Below are 24,368 nucleotides of genomic sequence, written 5' to 3'. Positions count from 1 at the left end.
TTTCTAGTTCTATTAGCTAAAAGCTTACCACAATATGAGTAAATTGGGTGACCGAGCTCCTCCTACCATAGAAAAGCCCCCCAATTTTCATTGAGAGGCTATCGTCTTCAAGGATTCAACCTACGACTTTAACAGGTAGCCTTTAATGCCATCTCGCTTTACAGAAGTGCTGCGTGATACATATTGATGTACTCGTTAGCCGATGCTTCCCAGCTGAATTCCGTGTGCATTGCGTTCAAACGAATTCGCTGCACCTCATCTGGTTGTTGCAGATAGAGAATCAAAGCTCGCTGCATAGCAATCAACAATGCTTCTGGTGTAGGTTCTAAAAAACTTAAGCCTGTCGCCAATTTTCCATCCGTATCGTAATCAACAACGGTATCTTTTAGCCCGCCGACTTCTCGAACAATCGGTAGCGTACCGTAAGCCATACTATAAATTTGATTTAAGCCACACGCCTCAAACTCCGAAGGCATAAGGAAAAAGTCCGACCCAGCTTCAACCAAATGTGCCAAGCGGTTGTTATACGCTTCAATAAACACAAATTTATTTGAGTATCGGTTAGCGACTTCATGGAGTTTCGCAGCCACTTGAGGTTCACCGGTACCAACGATGACCAGTTGAACATCATTTCGCAAAAACTTCTCTATGATTGGCAGAAGGTAGTGGAATCCCTTTTGGTGCGTTAGCCGACACACCATCCCAAAGACAGGTAACTCTTTGCAAGGTAACCCAACCTCTCCCTGTAACTGACATTTATTAAGTTGTTTACCTTTCACCATGCTAGCGGCTTCCGCCTCATAATGATGATCAAGATACTTGTCCGACTTCGGATCCCATTCGCTGTAATCACACCCATTGAGAATGCCATAAAGATCTGTGCTACGGTGGACAAAGTCATCCACCATTCCATGAGAGCCCAATGCGGTCATTAACTCAGCGGCATAGTTAGGGCTTACCGCATTGACTTTGTCTGCATAAGCCACTCCTGCACGAAGCATACTGATGCAATCTTGACCGTATTGCAGCTGCTCTAAACCAGACAAGTTCAATTCTGGAATAATCTCCAAGTCATGGTAGGTGTAGATTCCTTTAAACATCGCATTGTGCACGGTTAGAACGCTTCTAATCGAACGATAACGTTCATCATGTTCATACCGCGTTTTTAACAAAAACGGAATCAAGCCTGTGTGCCAGTCATTGGCATGAATTATGTCAGGCTTAATCCCAAGTTTGGGAAGAATATCGAGACAAGCAGACGCAAAAAAACCGAAACGCTCTCCATTATCTGGATACGCTTGATTAGACTCGGCATACAATTCACTACGATCAAAATACTTGTGGCATTCAACGGCATAGACAGGCACACCGTCTAGCGACAATTTCTTTACTTGATAGCGAATATGGGGCCAAAAATCTAACTCTGTGTTAAGTATGATTTCGGCTCCTTCTAATCCAGGCATGGTTCGATAACCTGGAATAACGATTGACACGTCATGCCCTAAAACTTGAAGTGCTTTAGGTAGCGCTTTTGCAACATCGGCCAAGCCACCACTTTTAACCAAGCCTTCGGCTTCAGAAACCGTAAACCAGATATTCATGCGATCCATATTAGAACCCAACTTTCATTCCTTTCTTGATGACAACTATACCCTCAGGGGAAACGTGAAAGCGTTGAGCATCGAGCTCTAGATCTTCACCAATAACGGTCCCCGGAGCGATTTCAACATCTTTATCAATAATGGTTCGACGTATTTTACAACCTGCACCAATTTTCACATCACCTAAAAGAATCGATTCACTGATAATCGAACCACTCGCAATGTTGCTGCGATACCCTAGAACTGATTTGTGAATGGATGAACCTTGAATATAACTGCCACCAGACACTAGGCTGTCATTGACGCGCACACGGCAATCATCATTGGTATCAACAAATGTCGCTGGCGGTAAAGGTGGATAATAGGTATGCAGTGGCCAGCTTCGGTTATAAAGAGAAAACTCAGGATCTTTATCAAGTAAATCCATGTGTGCTGACCAGTAAGAATCTATTGTGCCGACATCTCTCCAGTAAGTAGACCCCTTCTCACCATTGATTTTGTTGGTGGAGAAGTCATATACATACACCTCACCGGACGGAAACATCTTTGGAATAATGTCTTTACCAAAGTCATGGCTCGAGGTTTCGCTGTCTGCATCGTCACGTAACTCTTTACACAATGCGTCTGCTTCAAAAATGTAATTCCCCATTGACACCAATGCTTCATCAGGATTGCCTGGAATCGATTTCGGGTTTTCGGGTTTTTCTTCAAAACCAATCATTTTTCCATTTTTATCGACTTCAATCACACCGAATTGCGAAGCCTCTTTAAGTGGCATTCGAAGCGCTGACACCGTGAGCTTAGCTTCCATTCTCTTATGAAAATCAAGCATTTGCCTGATATCCATTTTGTAGATGTGGTCAGAACCAAAAATACAAACTTGATCAGGTTGCGCAAGCTCGATAAAGCGAATGTTTTGGTAGATAGCATCTGCCGTACCTTCATACCAACGTTTACCATCGCGCATTTGCGCTGGAATAGGGTCAATGAATCTGTCAGTAATACCGGACAAATTCCAACCTTTTTTCATATGCAAATAAAGGGATTGCGATTTAAACTGCGTGAGAACATAAATTCTCATTAAATCAGCGTTTACAAAGTTATTCAGAGCGAAGTCAATCAGACGATAGCTTCCTCCAAAAGGCACCGAGGGTTTACTGCGTGATCCTGTGAGGGGTCTTAGCCTAGAACCTTCCCCACCCGCAAGAATCATTCCTAATACACCAGCCATTATATATCTCCATATCTTATCGTTTTATGACCGTACTAACGAAACGCATGTGTTTCTATTATCGAGTCATACGTCCATGTGGAGAGACAGCGTTCGGCTCCGAGGTAAGCCACAACATTGCATGCGTCGCACGACGTGTCACGAATGTGCAACTCTATCAACAACCCTTAGAGAGATTACTGCCACTCACATAGTGAGCCTGATTTATAAGTCTAAAGAAATGGAAAGTATGAATAACGTTCTCATTCCATCAAGCAAACCAAGCGAAAATACTGATATTGTTAATATTTATTATTTTGCACTTTTATATTTATACTTTACGAAGTGCGATTTATGAGCTTATTTTTAACTTAATGCATATGCAATTACAATCATTATTTTGCGATCCATGCCAACAAGTGCGCGACCACAAGCAAACGTTTGCCTTATGTGAATCTTTCTGTGAGGGATCCGTTAACTAATTGTTTTTTACCGAGGCATTAGCGCACAACTTTGGTGCAATCAATACTCGAAGCGAATTGGTATCCGTGGGTGGACTGAAGTCATTACTAGGCTGACTTCACACTGTTTATCACCCAAATCCCCGTATTGAGATAGTGCTTCAATTTCCTACGACGTAATACTTAAGCTCAAGTTATGAGCGACAGAAATAATCGCATCGAGCTCTGCAACCTCCTCTTTATGTCCATCGAATCTCGCCAATAATGACGTTTCAGTGACTTCCTGTGTGAGAAGTTAATAGACACTGAGCGTTTTGTTTTTCTCTTTTTTAGCTCAGATCGGCATAGACGCACTCTCAAGCCGAACCACTTTAATGTTCGACTTTTCGGCTGAAAGAAATAGGCAAATGCCAGCCAGCGGATTTGCTGTAAAACGAACGCAGCTTTCCTATAGTGAGTACTCTATCTGGGATATGCGCTGCATATGGTCGACTAAGAAACGAAAAAAGGCAGCCTACTGGCTGCCTTAATATTCTATTTTTCACTCTTTAGGATTTTGTTTTTTTACGCTTATCCGTCACTTCCCATTGACCATCAATGTATAAGCCAGTCCAACCAGATGGCTTGCCATCTTCTTCAGAACGCACATAGTTTTCTTTCGACTTTCGGCTGAAGCGCACAACGGTTGGACGCCCGTCTGGATCGTGAGTGGGTGCAGTCGTCAAGTATTCGAATTTTGGCGGCAAACGCTCCTTGAACCGAACCAGCTCTTCAACTAAAGGCGCCCGTGTTTCACGCGATTTAGGGAAGTTGCTCGCGGCCATAAATAAACCAGAAGCTCCATCACGTAACACAAAATACGCATCTGAGTTTTCACATGGCAATTCAGGGAAATGCACAGGATCCTCTTTCGGTGGAGCGACTTCACCATTTCTCAAAATCTTACGAGTGTTCTTACAATCTTCACTCGTGCAATCCATATATTTGCCGAAACGACCGTTCTTTAGAACCATGTCAGAACCACACTTGTCACATTCAACAAGCGGACCATCGTAACCTTTAACTTTAAACTCACCGTGTTCGACTAAGTAACCATCACAGTTTGGGTTGTTCCCACAAACATGCATTTTTCGCTTTTCGTCGATAAGGTATGCATCCATTGCATTTTCGCACTTTGGACAACGTTTTTTGGCACGAAGCGCAGCGGTTTCAACATCCTCTTCAAGAACATTGATAATCCCCTCTTCATCACCTAAGTTTATGGTGGTTTTGCAACGCTCTTTTGGTGGTAAGGCATACCCAGAACAACCTAAGAAAACACCAGTAGAGGCTGTGCGAATACCCATAGGACGTGAACACGTTGGGCATTCTATATCCGTTAAAACGATATTGTTAGGGCGCATGCCTCCAAGATCTTCTTCCAACTCCGCCTTCTCAAGATCACCAGTAAAGTCAGTAAAGAAGTTATCTAGAACGGCTTTCCAGTTAGCATCACCTACCGCAATTTGGTCCAGTTTTTCTTCCATGCGAGCAGTGAAGTCGTAGTTCATTAGGTCATTAAAGCTATCATCCAAACGGTCAGTAACGATTTCACCCATTTTTTCCGCATAGAAACGTCGCTGATCCACTTTTACATAACCACGATCTTGAATCGTAGAAATGATAGAAGCGTAAGTTGAAGGACGACCGATGCCACGTTTTTCGAGCTCTTTAACCAATGCGGCTTCAGTGAAGCGTGCAGGTGGCTTGGTAAAATGTTGCTTTGGATCTAACGCAACAAGCTCAAGCACATCACCAATTTGAACTGCGGGTAGTATCTGGTCTTCGTTCTTACCCATAGGACGTTGAACACGAGTCCAGCCGTCAAACTTCAGAATTCGTCCTTTCGCTTTCAACGTATATTCTGCCGCTTTTACACTCAATGTCGTTGAGTCATATTGAGCCGGTGTCATTTGACACGCTACAAATTGATTCCAAATTAGCTGATAAAGCTTGTGAGCGTCTTTGTCCATGCTTTGGAGGTCCCGCTCTTTAACTTCCACACTAGAAGGACGAATCGCTTCGTGAGCTTCCTGTGCGCCTTCTTTGCTACCATAAACTATGGGTTTAGCTGGAAGATACTTATCTCCAAACTCAGATCCGATGAAACCACGCACGGCTTCCACGGCTTCAGAACTTAAATTGGTGGAATCAGTACGCATGTAAGTGATGTAGCCCGCTTCATACAAACGCTGAGCCAACATCATGGTTTTCTTCACACCGTAACCTAAACGAGTGCTCGCAGCTTGTTGCAGTGTCGAGGTGATGTATGGAGCAGAGGGTTTACTTTTCGTAGGGCGATCTTCGCGCTTGCATACTTCATATTGTGCTTTTTCTAAATCAGAAACTGCCGCGCTCGCTTGTGATTCATTGACTGGCTTGAACGCCTCACCATTTTTCTGCGCCACTTGCAAACGAAAATCCGTTTTATCCGCGGTCTTAGTGTTGGCATGAATATCCCAAAATTCTTCAGGGATGAAGGCGTTGATTTCACGTTCACGCTCAACTAGCAATTTAACCGCAACAGACTGAACTCGACCAGCAGACAATCCACGTGCCACTTTTTTCCAAAGCAGTGGCGAGACCATAAAGCCCACAACTCTGTCCATGAAACGACGTGCTTGCTGTGCATTTACGCCATCTTGGTTAAGTTCACCAGGGGTTTCAAATGCTTGCTGAATAGCATTCTTAGTGATTTCATTAAATACAACTCGCTTGTAGCGTGCTTCATCACCACCGATTATCTCGCGAAGGTGCCACGCAATCGCCTCTCCTTCACGATCCAAATCGGTTGCGAGATAAACGTATTCAGCGTCTTTGGCCAGTTTCTGCAATTCTGATACAACTTTCTCTTTGCCTGGCAGAATTTGGTAATTCGCTTCCCACTCTTTATATGGGTTGATACCCATCTTTTTGATCAGAGCTTTGCGATCTTTTTCTTTTTTGATGCGCGCTTTTTCTTCAGCACTCATACCTTTTGTCGACACAGCTGCCGCTTTCTTTGTGCCAGTACTTTGCCCAGCCGTCGGGAGATCACGTATGTGCCCCACGCTCGACTTAACTATATAGTCTTTACCAAGGTACTTATTAATAGTCTTTGCCTTGGCAGGTGATTCCACTATAACGAGAGATTTACCCATAACTGACTCAAACGTCCTCAAATTCGATTGCGCATTAAATAGCGCACGCCATACTGGCTCATTGCTTCTTTTTTTACTATTGTGCGAGTTTATAAGAAGGTCAACCAGTTTTTTACATTTCAACTCTGAGTGGTCGACATCTGGTCAATCAGAAAACTGGGATCATATAGGGTAGTAAGCGCTTTGAACGTCTATGTACCTTGTCAAAATTGCGCACATAGTAATCATGAGATGAGTCGTAGACTAGAGAAAATAGTGGATTTCTGTAATGGCTCACAAAAAAGAGCTGATTTCACCTTGCCGTATCTATGCAACAATAGCGAAATGCATAGAGAATCCTTGATAATTTATGCCACATCAGTACCCTTCCCTCATCGATAATTAGAGGTTTTCATGAGTTCAAAAAAAAGCATTTCTGAGTTTGATTTACTGCTCATCGCCAACAACATTATTCAAGAACATGACGAATATTTAGAAGGTATGCGAGCAGATTCCGTTATAGAAAAAGATGGGGTATTGATCTTTAAAGGTGAATACTTTTTAAATGAACAAGGACTGCCTAGTGAACGAACACCCGCTGTTTTCAATATGTTCAAATATCTTGCTCATCAGTTGTCTAAAGAATTTACCTTAGAGTAGACAAAAGCCCCAGAAACATCGTTGCTGGGGCTCTTTAGGTTACGCTCTAATTATTGACTTAGGCTGGCCAATTTCTCAAAGTAATCTGGAAAAGTTTTTGATGTACACTTAGGATCGTTAATTGTCACTGGCGTATCGCTTAACGCAACCAAAGAGAAACACATTGCCATACGATGATCATCGTATGTATCAATGGCGGCATGCTTGAGATTAGGCGTTGGTGTAATCGCGATGTAATCTTCACCCTCTTCGACTTCCGCCCCCACTTTACGCAACTCTGTTGCCATTGCAGACAAACGATCCGTTTCCTTTACGCGCCAGTTATACACGTTACGAATAACCGTTGTGCCTTCCGCAAACAGCGCTGCTGTCGCTATCGTCATTGCGGCATCAGGTATGTGGTTAAAATCTAAATCAATGGCTTTCAATTCACCTCGACGTGACACCACATAATCGTCGCCCCACTCAATTCCAGCACCCATTTTTTCAAGTGCATCGGCAAACTGAATGTCACCTTGGATGCTGTTTTTACCGATACCAGTCACTTTGATTTCCCCACCCTTTATTGCTGCAGCGGCAAGAAAATAAGAAGCAGAAGAAGCGTCGCCTTCCACTAAGAAGTCACCAGGCGCCTTATAAAACTGCCCTGAAGGAACCACAAAGGATTGGTAATCATGATTGATCACGTCCACACCGAACTGCTTCATAATGTGCAGGGTAATATCGATGTACGGTTTGGAAACAAGCTCGCCAATAATATTGATCTTAATATCGCCTTCCGCTAGCGGTGCCGACATAAGAAACGCTGTTAAAAATTGGCTTGAAATTGAACCATCAATGTCTACTGTGCCACCTTGTAGCCCCGTTCCTTTGATTTTCAAAGGCGGGTAATGTTCATTCTCCAAGTATTCGATATCAGCACCAGCAGCCTTAAGCGCATCGACTAAATGCCCTATTGGTCGCTCTTTCATTCTTGGTTCGCCAGTAAGTACATACTCGCCGCTCCCCAAACACAACGCAGCCGCCAGTGGGCGCATTGCGGTTCCTGCATTTCCTAAAAACAGCTCCTGAGCATTTTCAACATTAAAACTGCTGCCTAGACCTTCCACTTCACAGACAGTGTTATCGTCTGAAAGCTGATAACTCACGCCTAGTTTGGTCAGCGCATTCAGCATATGGCGAATGTCATCACTGTCCAATAGATTGGTGAGTCGAGTTTTACCAGAAGCCAAAGCGGCTAAAAGAAGGGCACGGTTTGAAACACTTTTTGAACCAGGTAAGTTTACCTCACCAGAAACGAGAGAAATGGGTTGTAACGTAAGGCTTTCCATCTATGTTGATTATTCCTGCATAGTCTCACACATCCGAATGCGAGTTTTTATTTTTCGTACTTGCAGACTAACCAAAAACAGAGTGCTTTGCTAGCACCTGTTTGCCTTGCAAACATGCTTTTAATTTGAGCTGACTACAAGGAAAAATGCATCAGTAAGCAATGTCTACTCGCACGCCGTTATCAAAGTACAAAATTCTAACTGAGTCCCCACGTTGAAATAACATATTAGCATCCACATCTTGTATCACATTAACAAGCTCCCCTTTATCCGTATCTATCAGAATTTCCACTAATTTATGCTCTATTCGATAAACTTGATTAGACCTATCATGGGCGATACCAGCACCTGCAACGGCACCTACAACTGTGGCAACTTGCTTACCTGTTCCACCACCAAATTGATGCCCAATCAAACCCCCTATTGTCGCACCGGCCAAGGTTTGCCAACCACTGGATTTCGACTCTACTACCTGCTGATCGGTAATATAACGAATACTGTCTACCTTGCCATAAACCACTTCATTTACGGTTCTCGCCTGATTTCTTTGGTATTCAGCCTGCACAAAAACAGGAATAATTAATAACATTAGCAATATTTTTCTCATTATAATTTCCCAAAATTCTGCCAAAATAGTTGATATGAAGATTTTTCTACCTGAGCTTAGCACTGATCGACAAAGCTTTCCCTCAACCAAGGAAGCACTGGATAACCCTGATGGGTTAATTGCCATGGGTGGAGACCTTCATCCCGACCGACTACTTTCAGCATACCAGCAAGGTATTTTCCCTTGGTATAGCCACAATGAACCTATTTTATGGTGGAGCCCTAGCGTTCGTGCAACGTTCGATCCTAAGACATTCAAACCGGCAAAAAGTCTCAAAAAATATTTTCGCAAATCGGGCTATGAAGTTTCCATTAATAAAGCAACCAAAGAAGTTATCACCTTGTGCGCGGAAACAAGATCGCCCGATGAAACTTGGCTGGTCGAAGAAATGAGAGAGGCGTATCAACGTCTTGCATCACTTGGGCATGTGCATTCGGTGGAAGTTTGGCTCAAAGACCAGATTGTTGGTGGATTATATGGGGTGGAAATTGGACAAGTCTTTTGTGGAGAGTCTATGTTTAGCATACAGAGAAATGCATCAAAAGTGGCTCTCTGGCATTTTTGCCAACATTTTCAGCGTAATGGAGGCGCATTAATTGACTGCCAGCTAATGAATGCGCATTTGCAATCTTTGGGGGCTGCTGAATGTAGCCGAGCTGATTTTATTGATATGCTGGAAATTCTAAAAACAAAACACGTATCTAAGCAATGCTACCAACCCCAAATACTTGAAAGTCCGATTTCAGGGGAGTTGTCGTGAATCAGAAAGATCAAACTCTAATCCGTATTGGGATGACTGAATCCCATGATTGCAGCTATTTAGACGAGCACCAAGAGCGCGTTGCTGTGGTCTTAGATGATGTATTGCATACCTGCTCAGGTTATGAGTTGCTCATGGCGAATGGCTTCCGCCGAAGTGGGAATGCTATCTATAAACCTCAATGTGAACAATGCAATGCCTGCCAGTCTCTCAGAGTCGCCGTCTCTGATTTCAAACCGTCTAAAAGTCAGAAACGATTGCTGAACAAGGCTAAAAATGTTGAATGGAAAATGAAAAGCTCGCTCGATGATGAATGGTTTGATGTATACGAACAATACATCAATGAACGTCATCGTGAGGGTAGCATGTACCCTCCACAGAAACAGGACTTTGCCGATTTCGCTCAAAATGAGTGGCTCAACACTCAGTTTTTGCACGTTTATGAAGAAGATAAATTAATTGGTGTCGCTGTGACTGACGTCATGTCTAACTGTGCATCGGCTTTTTACACCTTCTATACCCCCAACTCTGAACTTTCTCTCGGCACATTGTGCGTACTTCTTCAACTGGATTACTGCAAAAAAAGCGGTAAGCAGTGGCTGTACTTGGGTTATCAAATCGACGAATGTCAGGCCATGAACTACAAAGTGCGCTTTCATCCTCATCAAAGGCTAGTAAATCATCGGTGGCGGGGGTAGAATACGCCGCATCTTTACTTTTTATTGTTTTAACGGCAGAATTCGATCGTTAAAAATTTCAGCCAAATTTCTAAAGAGGATTAAATGGCCAAAGAAGACGTAATTGAGATGCAAGGCACGGTTCTTGACACTCTTCCTAACACTATGTTCCGTGTTGAGCTTGAAAACGGTCACGTAGTAACTGCACACATCTCCGGTAAAATGCGTAAGAACTACATCCGTATTCTTACAGGTGACAAAGTAACTGTTGAGATGACTCCATACGACTTGTCTAAAGGTCGTATCGTCTTCCGCGCTCGTTAATTTTCGAGACACACAAAAAACGGAGCTCTATGCTCCGTTTTTTGCGTTAGCCTCCACGAAACCTGATTCACAGCAATTGGGACACCTGTTGCGCTAAATTGAGAATTTGATGACCTTGGTTGTAATTGCCTCCGGTAGTAACGATAACGGCGTGTTTGCTGGGAATAACAATAATGTATTGCTCTCCATAGCCCATCGCGGCATAAGCCGATGAAAGTTGCGGCAATTGCCAAAAGTGCATTCCATACCCTAAAACACCTTGATTGAACTCACTATATTTGATCAACTGAACCCATTCAGAAGCGATAATTTGCTTACCTTCCCATTTGCCGTTGTTCAGCAACATCAGACCAAATTTACCCATGGATTCGCTATCGGTCATTAGCCCCCAGTCAGCTCCTGGCTCACCAGACCCCAGTTGATTGATCCATCGATAATTGCTAATGCCAAGTGGCTCAAATAGCTTCTCACGCATAACCGTCGCAAATGGCTTACCGTAAATACGCTCTATCACTTTTGAGAGTCCAATAGTAGACAGGCCGCTATAGCAAAACTGGCTTCCCGGCTCAAACCGTAACGTCGTATTCAGAAACATCTCTTCCAAATCTTTTGCTGCATAGTGTCGCTGAAATGGGTTTCCAATACCGTAAGGCATCACGTGTTCATTAAGTGCGTAACCAGTAGACATATTCAGTACATGCCTTACCGTTATCGCCATCTTGTCTTGAGAGTCTTTTTTTTGGTATTCGGGGAATAAACTGAAAACTGGGACATCGAGATTGGCTAATCGACCTTCATCAATGGCGATAAAAATGAGTGTTGCGACAAAAGATTTTGTCACCGAATGAACATTATGAAGCGCATCACGACCGATCGGCATTTTGGAAGTCTGAATATGTCCATATCGCCCTCCCCCTTCTCGAAAGACCTCAACGATCTTTTTATTGTCTTGCCATACCACTAATGCATGTATGTTGTTTGCTTGGTTATTTTCTATTCTTTCAATGATGCCTGAGAAATGTTCTGGTGCTAAAACCACATGCGTTTTATTTCCTCCGCAAGCGGAAAGAACAAAAGCCATCAAACATACGTAAAGCCAACGCATAAGGAACCCCTTACTTTTCTTATCGTTGCATGGAGCATTGAGCGTTGCATAGCAAACATAAAGATTAGATTAAAAACGAATGAAGCTTTTCAATAATGGAAGAAATATTGAAAAACAATGAGGCTCAATGACATAGCTGAGAGCGGGGAATAAAAAATGCGCCTCGAGAGGCGCATTTATATCGTGTACTTCGTGTACTTTTTAGGTTCAATTAATGAGGGACCGCTTCTTTCTTGTTCTCATAATGGAACACCAATTCATCGTCTTTTAGAGTGACCTTAACTGTTCCACCATCCACAAGAGAGCCGAAGAGCAACTCATTGGCAAGAGGTTTCTTAAGGTTTTCCTGTATCACCCTAGCCATTGGTCTCGCCCCCATGGTCTTATCGTAGCCTTTGTGCGCTAACCAGTGGCGAGCGTCCTCAGATACTTCCATGGATACACCACGAGAATCAAGCTGCGCCTGAAGCTCAACAATAAACTTATCAACGACTTGGTGAATCACACTTTCATCTAAGCTATTAAACCAAATGATGTTATCCAAACGGTTACGAAACTCAGGAGTGAATACTTTCTTAATCTCACCCATGGCATCATGGCTATGATCTTGCTGAATCAGACCAATAGACTTCTTAACCGTCTCTGCAACGCCAGCGTTGGTTGTCATAACCAGAATCACATTACGGAAATCCGCTTTGCGTCCATTGTTGTCCGTTAACGTACCGTTATCCATAACTTGCAGCAGCAGGTTAAAGATATCTGGGTGCGCTTTTTCAATCTCATCTAAGAGCACAACGGAATGTGGATGTTTAATCACAGCATCAGTCAACAAACCGCCTTGGTCATAACCAACGTAACCTGGAGGCGCACCAATCAAACGGCTGACAGAGTGGCGCTCACCATATTCAGACATATCGAAACGCAACAACTCAACACCAAGTAACTTAGAAAGTTGAACTGTTACTTCTGTTTTACCGACACCAGTAGGACCGGCAAATAAGAACGAACCAACAGGTTTGTTATCCGCCCCTAATCCTGCTCGAGTAAGTTTGATTGCCTCGCTCAATACTTCGATTGCTGGGTCTTGACCAAATACCAACATCTTCATTTTTTCATCAAGATTCAGCAGGATATCTTTATCCGACGAAGATACGGATTTTTCCGGAATACGAGCCATTTTGGCAACCATGTTCTCAATATCGGAAACACCAACCGTTTTCTTTCGACGGCTTGCAGGAGCCAATCGGCTGCGTGCACCCGCCTCATCAATCACATCTATCGCTTTATCGGGCAAATGGCGTTCATTGATGTACTTCGCTGAAAGTTCTACCGCAGCACGTAAAGCCTGCTTGGTGTAGCGAACCTCATGATGAGCTTCATATTTAGGTTTGAGACCAATCAAAATCTTAGTCGTATCGTCCAACGAAGGCTCTACGATATCGATTTTTTGGAAACGACGTGAAAGTGCACGCTCCTTTTCAAATATATTGCTGTATTCTTGATAGGTTGTAGAACCGATGCAACGCAGCTTGCCACTGCTAAGGAGTGGTTTAATCAAATTAGCGGCATCGACTTGCCCACCTGATGCGGCACCTGCTCCGATGATAGTATGGATCTCATCAATAAACAGAATTGCATCTTCTTCTTTTTCTAACTGCTTAAGTATTCCTTTGAATCGTTTTTCAAAGTCCCCACGATACTTAGTACCAGCAAGTAAAGAGCCAATATCCAGAGAATAAATGACACTGTCTTTGATCACTTCAGGCACTTGACCTTCTACAATTCGCCAAGCTAGCCCTTCAGCAATGGCTGTTTTTCCGACGCCTGCCTCACCAACCAATAATGGGTTGTTTTTGCGACGACGACAAAGCACTTGAATGGTTCGCTCAAGTTCTTTATCTCGACCAATAAGCGGGTCAATATGACCTTGTTTTGCAATCTGATTTAGGTTCGTTGCAAAATTTTCTAATCGCTCTTCAGAGTTACCGTCTTCTGAAGTGGACTCTTCACCAAACACATTAGAAGACGAATCTTCTTCACTGTTATTTTGCGGCGATTTACTGATTCCATGTGAAATATAGTTAACGATATCTAAGCGACTAATGTCGTTTTTCTTGAGTAGGTAAGCCGCGTGAGATTCTTGCTCACTAAAGATAGCAACCAATACATTCGCACCCGTTACTTCACTGCGCCCTGAAGATTGGACGTGGAAAACGGCCCGTTGTAATACGCGTTGAAAGCTTAGAGTTGGTTGAGTTTCTCTTGTCTCATCGTTTTCTGGAATGAGAGGTGTCGTTTGATCGATAAATGTATCCAGCTCCTGGCGAAGAACCTCCAGGTCAGCTTGGCATGCTTTTAGTGCTTCCTTTGCAGCGTCGTTGTCGAGTAATGCGAGGAGCAGATGTTCAACGGTCATGAATTCATGGCGTTTGTCTCTCGCACGAGCAAAAGCACTATTAAGGCTCGACTCTAGTTCTTTATTTAGCATAAGTACCTCCCCAAAGAACAACCTATGTTGCTCAAGCAAGCTTTATGCCTGCTCCATTGTACATAACAGCGGATGCTCATTCTCTTTCGAGTACACAGTGACTTGCGCCACCTTTGTCTCCGCAACTTCGGCAGTGTAAGTACCACAAATTGCTTTCCCATCGTAATGCACTTTGAGCATCACTTGTGTTGCTTTTTCTATATCCATTGAAAAGAAACGTTCGAGTATTTCAATCACAAAATCCATTGGCGTGTAATCGTCATTGTTGAGGATAACGTTATACATAGCCGGCGGTTTTACTTGTGTTTTTTCTTTCTCCAGTAAATCCGAGTCTGGAGTGACCCATTGATATTGCTTGCTCATTTTTTTGTCGGTTTTTAGGAGGATTGAGACTCAAGGATGTCACCCAAATTTCACCCTCTACTTAAGACTAATGCACCAATTGTATCCCTGCAAATAAAACATTGCTATTGGAGTTATTCAAACTTTAATGAGATTTTTTACTGAGGAAAATATCATTTTTGATACCCACAACAACATTCTTGTCAATATGCACCTTAGTTATAATTTTGTTAATCTCAAAAATGAAATCTTTGTCAAATTGTTAGATTTTATTACTGCAAACTATTGACTGAGCTCATTCATTGGCTAAATTGTGTTCTTGATGGTTAAAAATTTAGCAACTGCTGAATTTGTAGCCATAGAAATATGATGCAACAATATTGATAGATACAGCTGCGTCTACGTAAACAACATCAGTTACTAAAAAATGCATGAGGGATGTATAGCATGGCTACAGGTACAGTGAAGTGGTTTAATAACGCCAAAGGATTTGGGTTTATCTGTCCGGAAGGAGAAGACGGCGATATATTCGCACACTACTCAACAATAAAAATGGACGGATACCGTACTCTTAAAGCCGGACAGCCTGTCAACTACGAAGTTGAACAAGGTCCAAAAGGCTTCCATGCGAGCTCTGTAATTCCAATTGAAGGCGAACAAGCCAAATAATTGAAATTCAAGGTTTAAGAAACCCGCTTCCGCGGGTTTCTTTGTTTCTATACCCAGACAATTTTAAAGTTGAATTTGGGCATAAGCTTTAAGGTAAAAGGCTGCGAGTCATAAGATCGCAGCCTTTTTAGCTATTCGCGTTACTTTTTATCTAGTCGCGCGTTATATGGCATCAACGATACTGTTCAACAAGTCACTCGGACGCATTAATGCTGATGCTTTCGCATCGACAGGTGCAAAGTATCCACCAAGCTCACCCGCAACGCCTTGAGCATCATTAAGTTGCTTAACAATCACTTCTTCACCTTCCGCCATTTGCTTGGTGATAGGACCAAATTGTGCAGACAACGACACATCATCAGATTGCTCTGCCAATGCTTTCGCCCAGTATAAGGCTAGATAGAAGTGGCTACCACGATTATCAAGCTCACCCACCTTACGTGAAGGGGATTTGTTCTTATCTAGGAATTCACCTGTGGCTTTATCCAGAGCATCAGCAAGCACTTGTGCTTTCTTGTTACCTGTTACCGTGCTCAAATGCTCAAGCGATGCCGCTAATGCAAGGAATTCACCTAGTGAGTCCCAGCGTAGGTGGTTTTCTTTTTCTACTTGTTGAACGTGCTTAGGCGCTGAACCACCTGCACCCGTTTCAAACAGACCACCGCCGTTCATTAGCGGAACAATAGACAGCATTTTTGCAGAAGTACCCAGCTCTAGAATTGGGAATAAGTCAGTTAGGTAGTCACGAAGTACGTTCCCTGTAACAGAAATAGTATCTAGACCATCTTTAATACGCGCCAAAGAGAATTGAGTGGCTTCAAGTGGGGCTAAGATCTTAATTTCTAAACCAGAGGTATCGTGTTCAGGCAAGTAAGTATTCACTTTCTTGATAAGCTGCGCATCATGAGCACGGTTTTCATCAAGCCAGAACACCGCTGGTACACCTGTCGCGCGAGCACGGTTAACCGCAAGTTTAACCCAATCTTGAATCGGGGCGTCTTTCACCTGACACATGCGGAAGATGTCGCCTTCTTCAACACGTTGTTCAATAAGTACGTTACCTGCTGTATCAACAACACGAACTTGACCGGATGCTTTCAGAACGAATGTTTTATCGTGAGAACCATATTCTTCCGCTTTTTGTGCCATCAAACCCACGTTTGGCACGCTGCCCATGGTAGTTGGATCAAATGCACCGTTTTCTTTGCAGAAATCGATAACGGCTTGGTAAACACTTGCGTAGCTGCGATCTGGGATCATGGCTTTTGTATCTTTTAGCTTGCCATCTGGTCCCCACATTTGGCCAGAAGAACGAAGCATAGCAGGCATAGATGCATCAACAATCACATCACTTGGTACATGAAGGTTGGTAATGCCACGGTCAGAATCAACCATAGCAAGAGCTGGACGAGTCGCATACACCGCTTGCAATGCCGCTTTAATTTCTTCTTGCTGAGCTTCTGGTAGTGACGTTATTTTTGCATATACATCGCCGATGCCGTTATTGACATCCACACCAATTTGTTCAAACACATCTTGGTACTTTTCAAAAACGTCTTTGTAGTAAACGCGAACAGCATGACCAAAGATGATAGGATCTGAAACCTTCATCATGGTTGCTTTCATGTGAAGAGAAAGCAAAATGTCTTGCTCTTTTGCTTCTTCAATTTCTTTCTCAAAGAATGAAATCAATGCTACTTTGTTCATAACCGAAGCATCGATGATTTCCTTATCTTGTAGAGGAAACTCGTTTTTCAGTACATCGACGTCGCCGTTAGCACTAACAAACTCGATACGTACACTCGTTGCACCATCAATCGTGACGGACTTTTCGCTACCAAAGAAATCGCTGTCGCTCATGCTAGCAACGTGAGATTGAGAGTCTGCACTCCAAGCCCCCATTGAATGCGGGTTTTTCTTGGCGTAATTTTTAACAGAAGCAGGCGCACGGCGGTCGGAGTTTCCTTCACGTAGAACTGGGTTTACCGCACTGCCTTTAATTTTGTCGTATACCGCTTTAACGGCGGTTTCTTCGTCCGTTTTTGGCTCTTCCGGATAATTTGGAAGCGCATAGCCTTTGCTCTGAAGCTCTTTAATCGCGGCTTGTAATTGCGGTACAGAGGCAGAAATGTTGGGTAGTTTGATGATGTTTGCTTCAGGCGTTTTTGCCAGTTCACCTAGCTCAGTGAGAGCATCGCCAATACGTTGCTCTTCCGTTAAGTAATCAGGGAAGTTAGCAATAATACGCCCTGCTAGTGAGATATCTCTTGTTTCGACGTTGATATCAGATGATGAAGTAAACGCACGGATAATAGGCAATAGTGAATAAGTTGCCAAAGCGGGCGCTTCATCAGTGATTGTATAAATTATAGTAGGCTTAGTTGTTGGCATGAAATTTCCCTATATATCTGACAGTCTCTATTGGATGAGAAATAGGTCTGCATGAATGTATCGCCAGTCAGTCCGTACTACATCCTCCTATGGCTGACCGCGATTGTTTTCCCAAACCTCTTTAAGAGTCTTCGACTCTGTAGTGTATTTATTCTAGTTCAACTGATTACCTGTACCGGTAATTCTGACTAAACAGAAAGCACTACTTTGGTTTGGTATCGCGTACACATCCTCATTTATCGTAATAATGGAAAGGGTGTAGCGTCTGTATCCTCTAGCGGATACTGTACTCACGTAAAACTAAACAACTCTCATTGTTTAGTCTATCATCAGTTTGTGATTCCTGTTTTTGGCGCGCAAACTATAGCCTAATCACAAATGAAGTTAAACTTCCACCCACAGTTCATTTACATTTTTGCAAGGTAGTTAACATGTCTTTTCGCTCTCGCAGCGTAAAATCAAAGAGTTCTGGTACTTCTCGCACTCCATCATTTAAAACAAAGACCGAAATTCGATCAAAAAAAACGCCACAAAAAACTCAATCAGTATCACCAGAAGATCGTAAGGTACTTCTATTTAACAAACCGTTCGACACTCTCAGTCAATTTACAGACGGTGAAGGAAGAAAAACGCTGGCCGACTACATATCTGTAAAGAACGTGTATGCGGCAGGTCGCTTGGACAGAGACAGTGAAGGTCTGATGGTGCTCACTAACGACGGTATCTTGCAAGCGAGGTTGACTCAACCTAAATCTAAATCGCCTAAAACCTACTGGGTTCAAGTCGAAGGCACGCCAACAGAACAAGAACTCGAAAAGCTAAGAGCTGGTGTCGAGCTGAAAGATGGCATGACCTTGCCTGCACAAGTGGAAATCATGCCTGAACCGAATGTATGGAAACGCCACCCACCCGTTCGTTTTCGAGCCGCGATTCCGACCACTTGGCTTGCTATCACTATCGTAGAAGGTCGAAATCGACAAGTACGCCGTATGACCGCTAACATAGGCTTCCCAACTCTTCGCTTGATCCGCTATTCCATGGGAGATTGGAATGTAGGCGATTTGCAGCCAGGTGAATGGAAGTACATCACGGTATAACCGCTTTTGGCTATAGTCAGTCACTTTGGGATATAGTCAGTCGCTTTTGGATATATTGACGAAGTTTTCAGCAAGCAAAGTGAATGCTTTTTGTGATTTAACTCTCGGATCTGTATCCAGCAAATTCTTTCTGTTAGAATCTGCCCCCAAGTAATTTAAGTGGTAAAACCAATGTCAGATAACAGCCAAAAGAAAGTGATCGTCGGTATGTCCGGCGGTGTTGACTCCTCTGTTTCCGCCTATCTTCTAAAACAACAAGGCTATCAAGTTGAAGGCTTGTTTATGAAGAATTGGGAAGAAGACGACAATGAGGAGTACTGCACCGCAGCGGAAGACTTAGCCGACGCACAAGCTGTATGTGACAAACTGGGTATCCCTCTACACACCATTAACTTTGCGGCCGAATACTGGGACAACGTATTTGAATACTTCCTAGCGGAATACAAAGCTGGCCGCACACCAAACCCTGATATTCTTTGTAACAAAGAGATCAAATTCAAAGCATTTCTGGAATTCGCCGATGAAGTGCTCGATGCTGACTACATCGCCATGGGTCACTATGTGCGTCGTACTTTTCCTACAGCGGAAGGTCAGAAGCCTCAGATGCTCCGTGGTTTAGACGGCAACAAAGATCAAAGCTACTTCCTTTACACATTAAGCTCCGATCAAATCGCACGCAGCTTGTTCCCTGTTGGTGAGTTAGAGAAACCTGAAGTGCGCCGCATTGCAGAAGAACAAGATCTGATTACCGCGAAGAAAAAAGACTCTACCGGTATCTGTTTCATTGGCGAGCGCAAGTTTACTGACTTCCTTTCACGATACTTGCCTGCCCAGCCAGGTAAGATCGAAACCCCAGAAGGCAAAGTGATTGGCGAGCACCAAGGTTTGATGTACCACACGCTTGGCCAGCGCAAAGGTCTGCACATTGGTGGGCAAAAAGGCGGTGGCGGAAACGAAGACCCTTGGTACGTCGCAGAAAAAGATCTAAAACGTAACGTACTCATTGCGGTTCAAGGCGCAGATCACCCGCTTCTTAAATCCACGGGTTTAATAGCATCACAGCTTCATTGGGTCGATCGCGAAGTGATTAAACACCCCATGTCCTGCACAGTGAAAACACGCTATCGCCAACAAGATATTCCTTGTACTATCATCCCTGTTAATGACGAAACGATAAAAGTCATTTTTGATGAACCGCAAGTTGCTGTAACACCTGGACAATCTGCCGTCTTTTATTTAGACGACGTCTGTTTAGGTGGTGGCATCATAGAAAAACGTATTTGATAATTAAGGAGCACTTACGTGGCTAATACACTTTATGACCGTACCATCGCTTTTGCTGGCATGTGTCAAGCAGTCGCGCTGATGCAAGATATCGCGAAAGAAGGTCACTGTGATAAAGACGCGTTTGAAACTTCTATTAAAGCCATTTTGAACACCACACCTAGCAACACGCTTGAAGTGTTTGGGAACGAATCAAACCTCAAGATCGGATTAGAGTGTCTAGAAAAAGGCATCGATAGCACACCCGCAGGCGGAGAAATCACACGCTACTTGATCTCATTGATGGCACTTGAGCGTAAACTAAGTGGTCGCCGTGATGCTTTGTCTCAATTAGGTGATCGCATTCAAATGGCTCAACGCCAAACCGAACATTTTGATCTGTTCGATGACAACATGATCAGCAATCTCGCCAGCATTTACTTGGATGTTGTTAGCCCGATAGGGCCTCGTATTCAAGTCACTGGCACCCCTTCAGTCTTACAGCAAACCGCCAACCAACACAAAGTCCGCGCTCTATTGCTTTCGGGCATTCGATGTGCCGTTCTTTGGCGTCAAACTGGCGGCAAGCGTCGCCACTTAATTTTTGGTCGCAAGAGCATGCTCGAGCAAGCTCAGATTTTGCTGGCACGAATCTAACTTAACAAATCACTCAGATATTCAGGAGAATAACATGGAACTGTCAGCATTGACTGCTGTTTCACCGGTAGACGGCCGCTACGGAAGTAAAACGATTGCGTTACGCAACATCTTTAGTGAGTATGGCCTCCTAAAGTATCGTTCAATCGTTGAAATCCGTTGGTTACAGAAGCTTGCAGCTACAGATGCCATTGCAGAAGTCCCTGCATTCAGCACTGAAGCAAATACATTCTTGGACGAGCTAGCAAAAAACTTCAGCGAAGAAGACGCAGCACGCATCAAAGAAATTGAGCGCACAACTAACCACGACGTAAAAGCCGTAGAATACTTCCTGAAAGAAAAAGTTGCAGGTGTACCAGAGCTTCACGCAGTCAATGAATTCATTCATTTCGCTTGTACTTCAGAAGACATTAACAACACGTCTCATGCACTGATGCTGAAAGAAGCACGTGAAACCGTCATACTTCCTGAAATTAAAAACATCATTGATGCTATTAAAGCCCTTGCTGAAGAGTACCGCGACATCCCTCTTCTTTCTCGTACTCATGGTCAGCCAGCCTCTCCATCAACGATGGGTAAAGAAATGGCGAACGTTGCGTACCGTATGGAGCGTCAATACAAGCAAATCGCCGATGTAGAAATCTTAGCGAAAATCAATGGCGCTGTCGGTAACTACAACGCGCACCTTTCTGCTTACCCAGAATTAGACTGGCACAAGTTCAGTGAAGAATTCATCACCGAGTCTCTTGGAGTCACTTGGAACCCATACACAACGCAGATCGAACCGCACGATTACATCGCAGAATTGTTCGATGCCATTGCTCGTTTCAATACGATTCTGATCGACTTCGATCGTGACGTATGGGGTTACATCGCACTAGGTCACTTCAAGCAAAAGACCATTGCTGGTGAAATTGGCTCTTCAACGATGCCTCACAAAGTGAACCCAATCGACTTCGAAAACTCTGAAGGTAACTTGGGCTTGGCAAATGCCGTGTTCAATCATCTTGCACAGAAACTGCCTATTTCTCGCTGGCAGCGTGACCTAACAGATTCGACAGTACTTCGTAACTTAGGTGTTGGTGTAGGCTACGCAATTATTGCGTATACCTCTACTCTCAAGGGTATTAGCAAACTGGAAGTAAACCGTGAGGCATTGCTAGCAGAGCTTGATCAAAACTGGGAAGTATTGGCTGAACCAGTACAAACCGTCATGCGCCGCTATGGCATCGAAAAGCCGTACGAGAAGTTAAAAGAGCTCACTCGTGGCAAGCGTATCGATGGCGTAGCCATGCGTCACTTTATTGATGGCTTGGCGCTTCCTGAAAGCGAAAAAGCTCGCTTGAAAGAAATGACACCCGCGAACTACATCGGTCAAGCGATAGAGTTGACAGATAAGTTATAACCCTACAGTCACAAAACGATGAAGCCAGCTGAGTTGAACTCCGCTGGCTTTTTTTCATTTAGTTCCTGAGCAGAATGTTTATCTCTATACGATGATTGGCAAAAGCCCAGAACTAACACCTTATCATCCCAAATCTCATATTTGAGCCACAAGTGAAACATATTTCGAACATTTCTTTGCCTGCTCAAATTCTGCTCTTTCCGCTCTTTTTTCATTCATAACACGTAATGTATAAATATAACCAATTGTTATATAAGAATTATAATATTCTGTAATGTAACTAAACATATAAATACAATACAAATCATTAAATAGTGTGATATAAATCACCCCTCATCAAGGACGACCTCAGAAATACAGAAAATACAACAACACCAAAATGAGCTATATAATAAAGAGGAATCTATGTTTCTTAAAAATCTTGCTATCAGCAGAAAACTTGCTTTGTCGTTCTCTTTGATTGCGATTATTAATATTATTTTTGCTGTCTTTTTCCTGAATGGTTTGAAATACATTCAAAATGAACTGCTCAACTACGCTGATGACACCTTACCCGCTGTCATGACAGTTGAGTCACTGCAACAAGATTTCTTAGAATTGCGTCTTTCTCAATACAAACTGCTAAAGGTTCATAGCAATAAATCTGAACTTGTCAGCGCCATTCAAAGTAATGAACAATTAAAAAAAGAGCTCACTAAAAACCTAGAAACCTACGGAAAGTCGGTGTGGCCGGGTGAAGAGCAGATCACCTTCGATCAACTGATGAGTGATTGGAATCAATACATTACACAGAGCAATCAATTCCACCAATTGCTGACGGATTCTCATAACCTCAAAGCTCAAGAATTAGTTCTGAATAATCAAGCCACTGCCGAATCCATGTCTCGTGCCTTTACTACGTTGAAACGCATACTAAACGACGCCATGCTCACGAACAGAGCCACAATTCTCTCTGAGATACATGGCTTAGAAATAAAGAATCTTGTAAGCAACGCTTTGGCTCTTATTGTCATGCTGATCGTGACCATTGTTCTGACTAAAGCTATATGTGGCCCGCTAAAAGCTGTCGCGACCTTGGCAAACGACATTGCAGAGGGTGACTTATCGAAAAAGCTCGACCACAATGCATTTGGAAAAGACGAATTAGGCCAACTTGCCGAATCCGTTAAATCGATGCAACACAACCTTAAATCGCTTATTGAGCAAGTGGCTTCCGCGGTTTCTCAGGTGAATCATTCCGCTGGTGAAGTCAACATGATTTCAAAACAATCCGCTGAAGGCATGCAACACCAACAACAAGAAACCAGTCAAGTGTCTTCTTCGATGACCGAGATGGAATCTGTCATACACGATATTTCAAAAAATACAGAAACATCCGCTCAAGAAACACAAGATGCTATGAATCTAACCAGAAATGGTAATGATCAAGTGAAATTGATGATCGATGCCATGATGGAAGTCGCGGAATCCATTCGCCTTTCAAGTGAAACCGTGGCTGAACTGGAAAAACGCTCACAACAAATTCATATTTTTGTCGATGTCATTCAAGGCATCGCAGAGCAAACGAATCTCCTTGCACTTAACGCAGCCATTGAAGCGGCGCGTGCTGGTGAGAGTGGTCGGGGATTTGCCGTTGTTGCTTCAGAAGTGCGCTCGCTCGCCGGACGTACTCAAGATTCGACAGGTGAAATCAGCACCCTCATTGAAGAATTTAAAGCCAGCACTCAGAAAGTGAAAACCGTTTCTGATGAAAGCCAAGAAAGCACAACAAGGTGTCTAGGGCTTGGCGATCAAGTACGAGATATTATGAGCGATATCCAGAATTCGGTGACTCAAATTTCGGACATGGGTGCTCAAATAGCCAGCGCTTGCAGCCAGCAATCCGCTGTTGTTGGTGACCTTTCGGTTCGTGTCGAAAACATGCAGAGCTCGGCTGAACAAGTAACGCAGGGCTCTCTTCAAACCGCGCAGTCCTGTTCTGAGTTGGAGCAACTGTCCCTATCTTTACAGCAGTCAATGGCAAAGTTCAGACTGGTGTAAGTCTTTCATTACTAAGCTATATTAACCCTAGCGTAACCTTATTCATCTGGGCGAACCCTTCGCCCAGCATACAAACTAATCCCCCCTCCTCTATTCACTCGTTTATTCGGGAGGGGGTTGCT

General features: G+C 43.4%; 19 protein-coding genes. 10 read left to right on the top strand and 9 right to left on the bottom strand.

Annotated elements, in window-relative coordinates; all coding sequences use genetic code 11:
- Nucleotides 1-158: 158 nt before the first annotated feature.
- From glgA to topA, 3 genes are all read right to left on the bottom strand, one after another.
- Nucleotides 159-1,610, bottom strand: a complete 1,452-nt coding sequence (gene glgA, locus HC752_RS15095; RefSeq protein WP_190336108.1) for a glycogen synthase GlgA — start codon at nt 1,608-1,610, stop codon at nt 159-161.
- A gap of 1 nt (nt 1,611) precedes the next feature.
- Nucleotides 1,612-2,832 carry a glucose-1-phosphate adenylyltransferase gene (gene glgC / locus HC752_RS15090; protein ID WP_190336002.1) on the bottom strand — a complete coding sequence of 407 codons (1,221 nt, stop codon included), beginning with the start codon at nt 2,830-2,832 and terminating at the stop codon, nt 1,612-1,614.
- Nucleotides 2,833-3,820: 988 nt separating this feature from the next.
- Nucleotides 3,821-6,451, bottom strand: coding sequence for a type I DNA topoisomerase (topA, locus tag HC752_RS15085; RefSeq protein ID WP_190336001.1), 2,631 nt, complete (start codon nt 6,449-6,451; stop codon nt 3,821-3,823).
- Between the two features lie 393 nt (nt 6,452-6,844).
- Between topA and HC752_RS15080 the strand changes: the two genes are divergently transcribed.
- On the top strand, nt 6,845-7,090 hold the full coding sequence (locus HC752_RS15080) for a YciN family protein (RefSeq protein ID WP_190336000.1): 246 nt from the start codon (nt 6,845-6,847) through the stop codon (nt 7,088-7,090).
- A 50-nt stretch (nt 7,091-7,140) separates the two neighbouring features.
- Here HC752_RS15080 and aroA read toward each other — a convergent pair whose 3' ends face one another.
- Together aroA and HC752_RS15070 are read right to left on the bottom strand one after the other, a co-directional pair.
- Entirely contained in the window at nt 7,141-8,421 is a 1,281-nt protein-coding gene (aroA, locus tag HC752_RS15075; RefSeq protein ID WP_190335999.1) for a 3-phosphoshikimate 1-carboxyvinyltransferase, read from the bottom strand.
- A 151-nt stretch (nt 8,422-8,572) separates the two neighbouring features.
- A complete protein-coding gene (locus HC752_RS15070; RefSeq protein WP_190335998.1) occupies nt 8,573-9,028 on the bottom strand; it encodes a glycine zipper 2TM domain-containing protein in 456 nt (151 codons plus the stop codon).
- A gap of 34 nt (nt 9,029-9,062) precedes the next feature.
- On the opposite strand from HC752_RS15070, the gene aat reads away from it, so the two are divergent.
- The 3 genes from aat to infA all read left to right on the top strand — a co-directional run bounded on the left by aat (nt 9,063) and on the right by infA (nt 10,789).
- Nucleotides 9,063-9,788 carry a leucyl/phenylalanyl-tRNA--protein transferase gene (aat, locus tag HC752_RS15065; protein ID WP_190335997.1) on the top strand — a complete coding sequence of 242 codons (726 nt, stop codon included), beginning with the start codon at nt 9,063-9,065 and terminating at the stop codon, nt 9,786-9,788.
- A complete protein-coding gene (locus HC752_RS15060; protein WP_190335996.1) occupies nt 9,785-10,486 on the top strand; it encodes an arginyltransferase in 702 nt (233 codons plus the stop codon). The genes aat and HC752_RS15060 overlap by 4 nt, the downstream gene beginning before the upstream one ends.
- Before the next feature lie 84 nt (nt 10,487-10,570).
- Complete coding sequence (infA, locus tag HC752_RS15055; protein WP_001040192.1) at nt 10,571-10,789, top strand: translation initiation factor IF-1; 219 nt, start codon at nt 10,571-10,573, stop codon at nt 10,787-10,789.
- A gap of 67 nt (nt 10,790-10,856) precedes the next feature.
- Here infA and HC752_RS15050 read toward each other — a convergent pair whose 3' ends face one another.
- From HC752_RS15050 to clpS, 3 genes are all read right to left on the bottom strand, one after another.
- The gene (locus HC752_RS15050) at nt 10,857-11,894 is read right to left on the bottom strand and encodes a serine hydrolase domain-containing protein (protein ID WP_190335995.1); all 1,038 of its coding nucleotides are present in this window, start codon (nt 11,892-11,894) and stop codon (nt 10,857-10,859) included.
- 211 nt (nt 11,895-12,105) lie between these two features.
- A complete protein-coding gene (gene clpA, locus HC752_RS15045; protein ID WP_190335994.1) occupies nt 12,106-14,382 on the bottom strand; it encodes an ATP-dependent Clp protease ATP-binding subunit ClpA in 2,277 nt (758 codons plus the stop codon).
- 42 nt (nt 14,383-14,424) lie between these two features.
- The gene (gene clpS, locus HC752_RS15040; RefSeq protein WP_190335993.1) at nt 14,425-14,745 is read right to left on the bottom strand and encodes an ATP-dependent Clp protease adapter ClpS; all 321 of its coding nucleotides are present in this window, start codon (nt 14,743-14,745) and stop codon (nt 14,425-14,427) included.
- A gap of 426 nt (nt 14,746-15,171) precedes the next feature.
- Between clpS and cspD the strand changes: the two genes are divergently transcribed.
- Nucleotides 15,172-15,393, top strand: a complete 222-nt coding sequence (gene cspD, locus HC752_RS15035) for a cold shock domain-containing protein CspD (protein WP_190335992.1) — start codon at nt 15,172-15,174, stop codon at nt 15,391-15,393.
- Between the two features lie 162 nt (nt 15,394-15,555).
- Here the strand turns inward: cspD and HC752_RS15030 are convergent, their stop codons facing one another.
- Complete coding sequence (locus HC752_RS15030) at nt 15,556-17,784, bottom strand: NADP-dependent isocitrate dehydrogenase (protein ID WP_190335991.1); 2,229 nt, start codon at nt 17,782-17,784, stop codon at nt 15,556-15,558.
- Nucleotides 17,785-18,215: 431 nt separating this feature from the next.
- Between HC752_RS15030 and HC752_RS15025 the strand changes: the two genes are divergently transcribed.
- The 5 genes from HC752_RS15025 to HC752_RS15005 all read left to right on the top strand — a co-directional run bounded on the left by HC752_RS15025 (nt 18,216) and on the right by HC752_RS15005 (nt 24,246).
- Nucleotides 18,216-18,881 (top strand): pseudouridine synthase, encoded by a 666-nt coding sequence (locus tag HC752_RS15025; RefSeq protein ID WP_190335990.1) that lies wholly within the window; start codon nt 18,216-18,218, stop codon nt 18,879-18,881.
- Between the two features lie 171 nt (nt 18,882-19,052).
- The gene (gene mnmA, locus HC752_RS15020; protein ID WP_190335989.1) at nt 19,053-20,165 is read left to right on the top strand and encodes a tRNA 2-thiouridine(34) synthase MnmA; all 1,113 of its coding nucleotides are present in this window, start codon (nt 19,053-19,055) and stop codon (nt 20,163-20,165) included.
- An 18-nt stretch (nt 20,166-20,183) separates the two neighbouring features.
- Complete coding sequence (gene hflD / locus HC752_RS15015; RefSeq protein WP_190335988.1) at nt 20,184-20,801, top strand: high frequency lysogenization protein HflD; 618 nt, start codon at nt 20,184-20,186, stop codon at nt 20,799-20,801.
- A gap of 34 nt (nt 20,802-20,835) precedes the next feature.
- Nucleotides 20,836-22,206 (top strand): adenylosuccinate lyase, encoded by a 1,371-nt coding sequence (gene purB, locus HC752_RS15010; RefSeq protein ID WP_190335987.1) that lies wholly within the window; start codon nt 20,836-20,838, stop codon nt 22,204-22,206.
- Between the two features lie 405 nt (nt 22,207-22,611).
- Nucleotides 22,612-24,246, top strand: coding sequence for a methyl-accepting chemotaxis protein (locus HC752_RS15005; protein ID WP_190335986.1), 1,635 nt, complete (start codon nt 22,612-22,614; stop codon nt 24,244-24,246).
- The last annotated feature ends 122 nt before the right edge of the window (nt 24,247-24,368 follow it).

The organism is Vibrio sp. S9_S30 (assembly GCF_014694455.1).
Lineage (GTDB): Bacteria > Pseudomonadota > Gammaproteobacteria > Enterobacterales > Vibrionaceae > Vibrio.
This window is presented reverse-complemented; position numbering and strand designations above follow the sequence as displayed.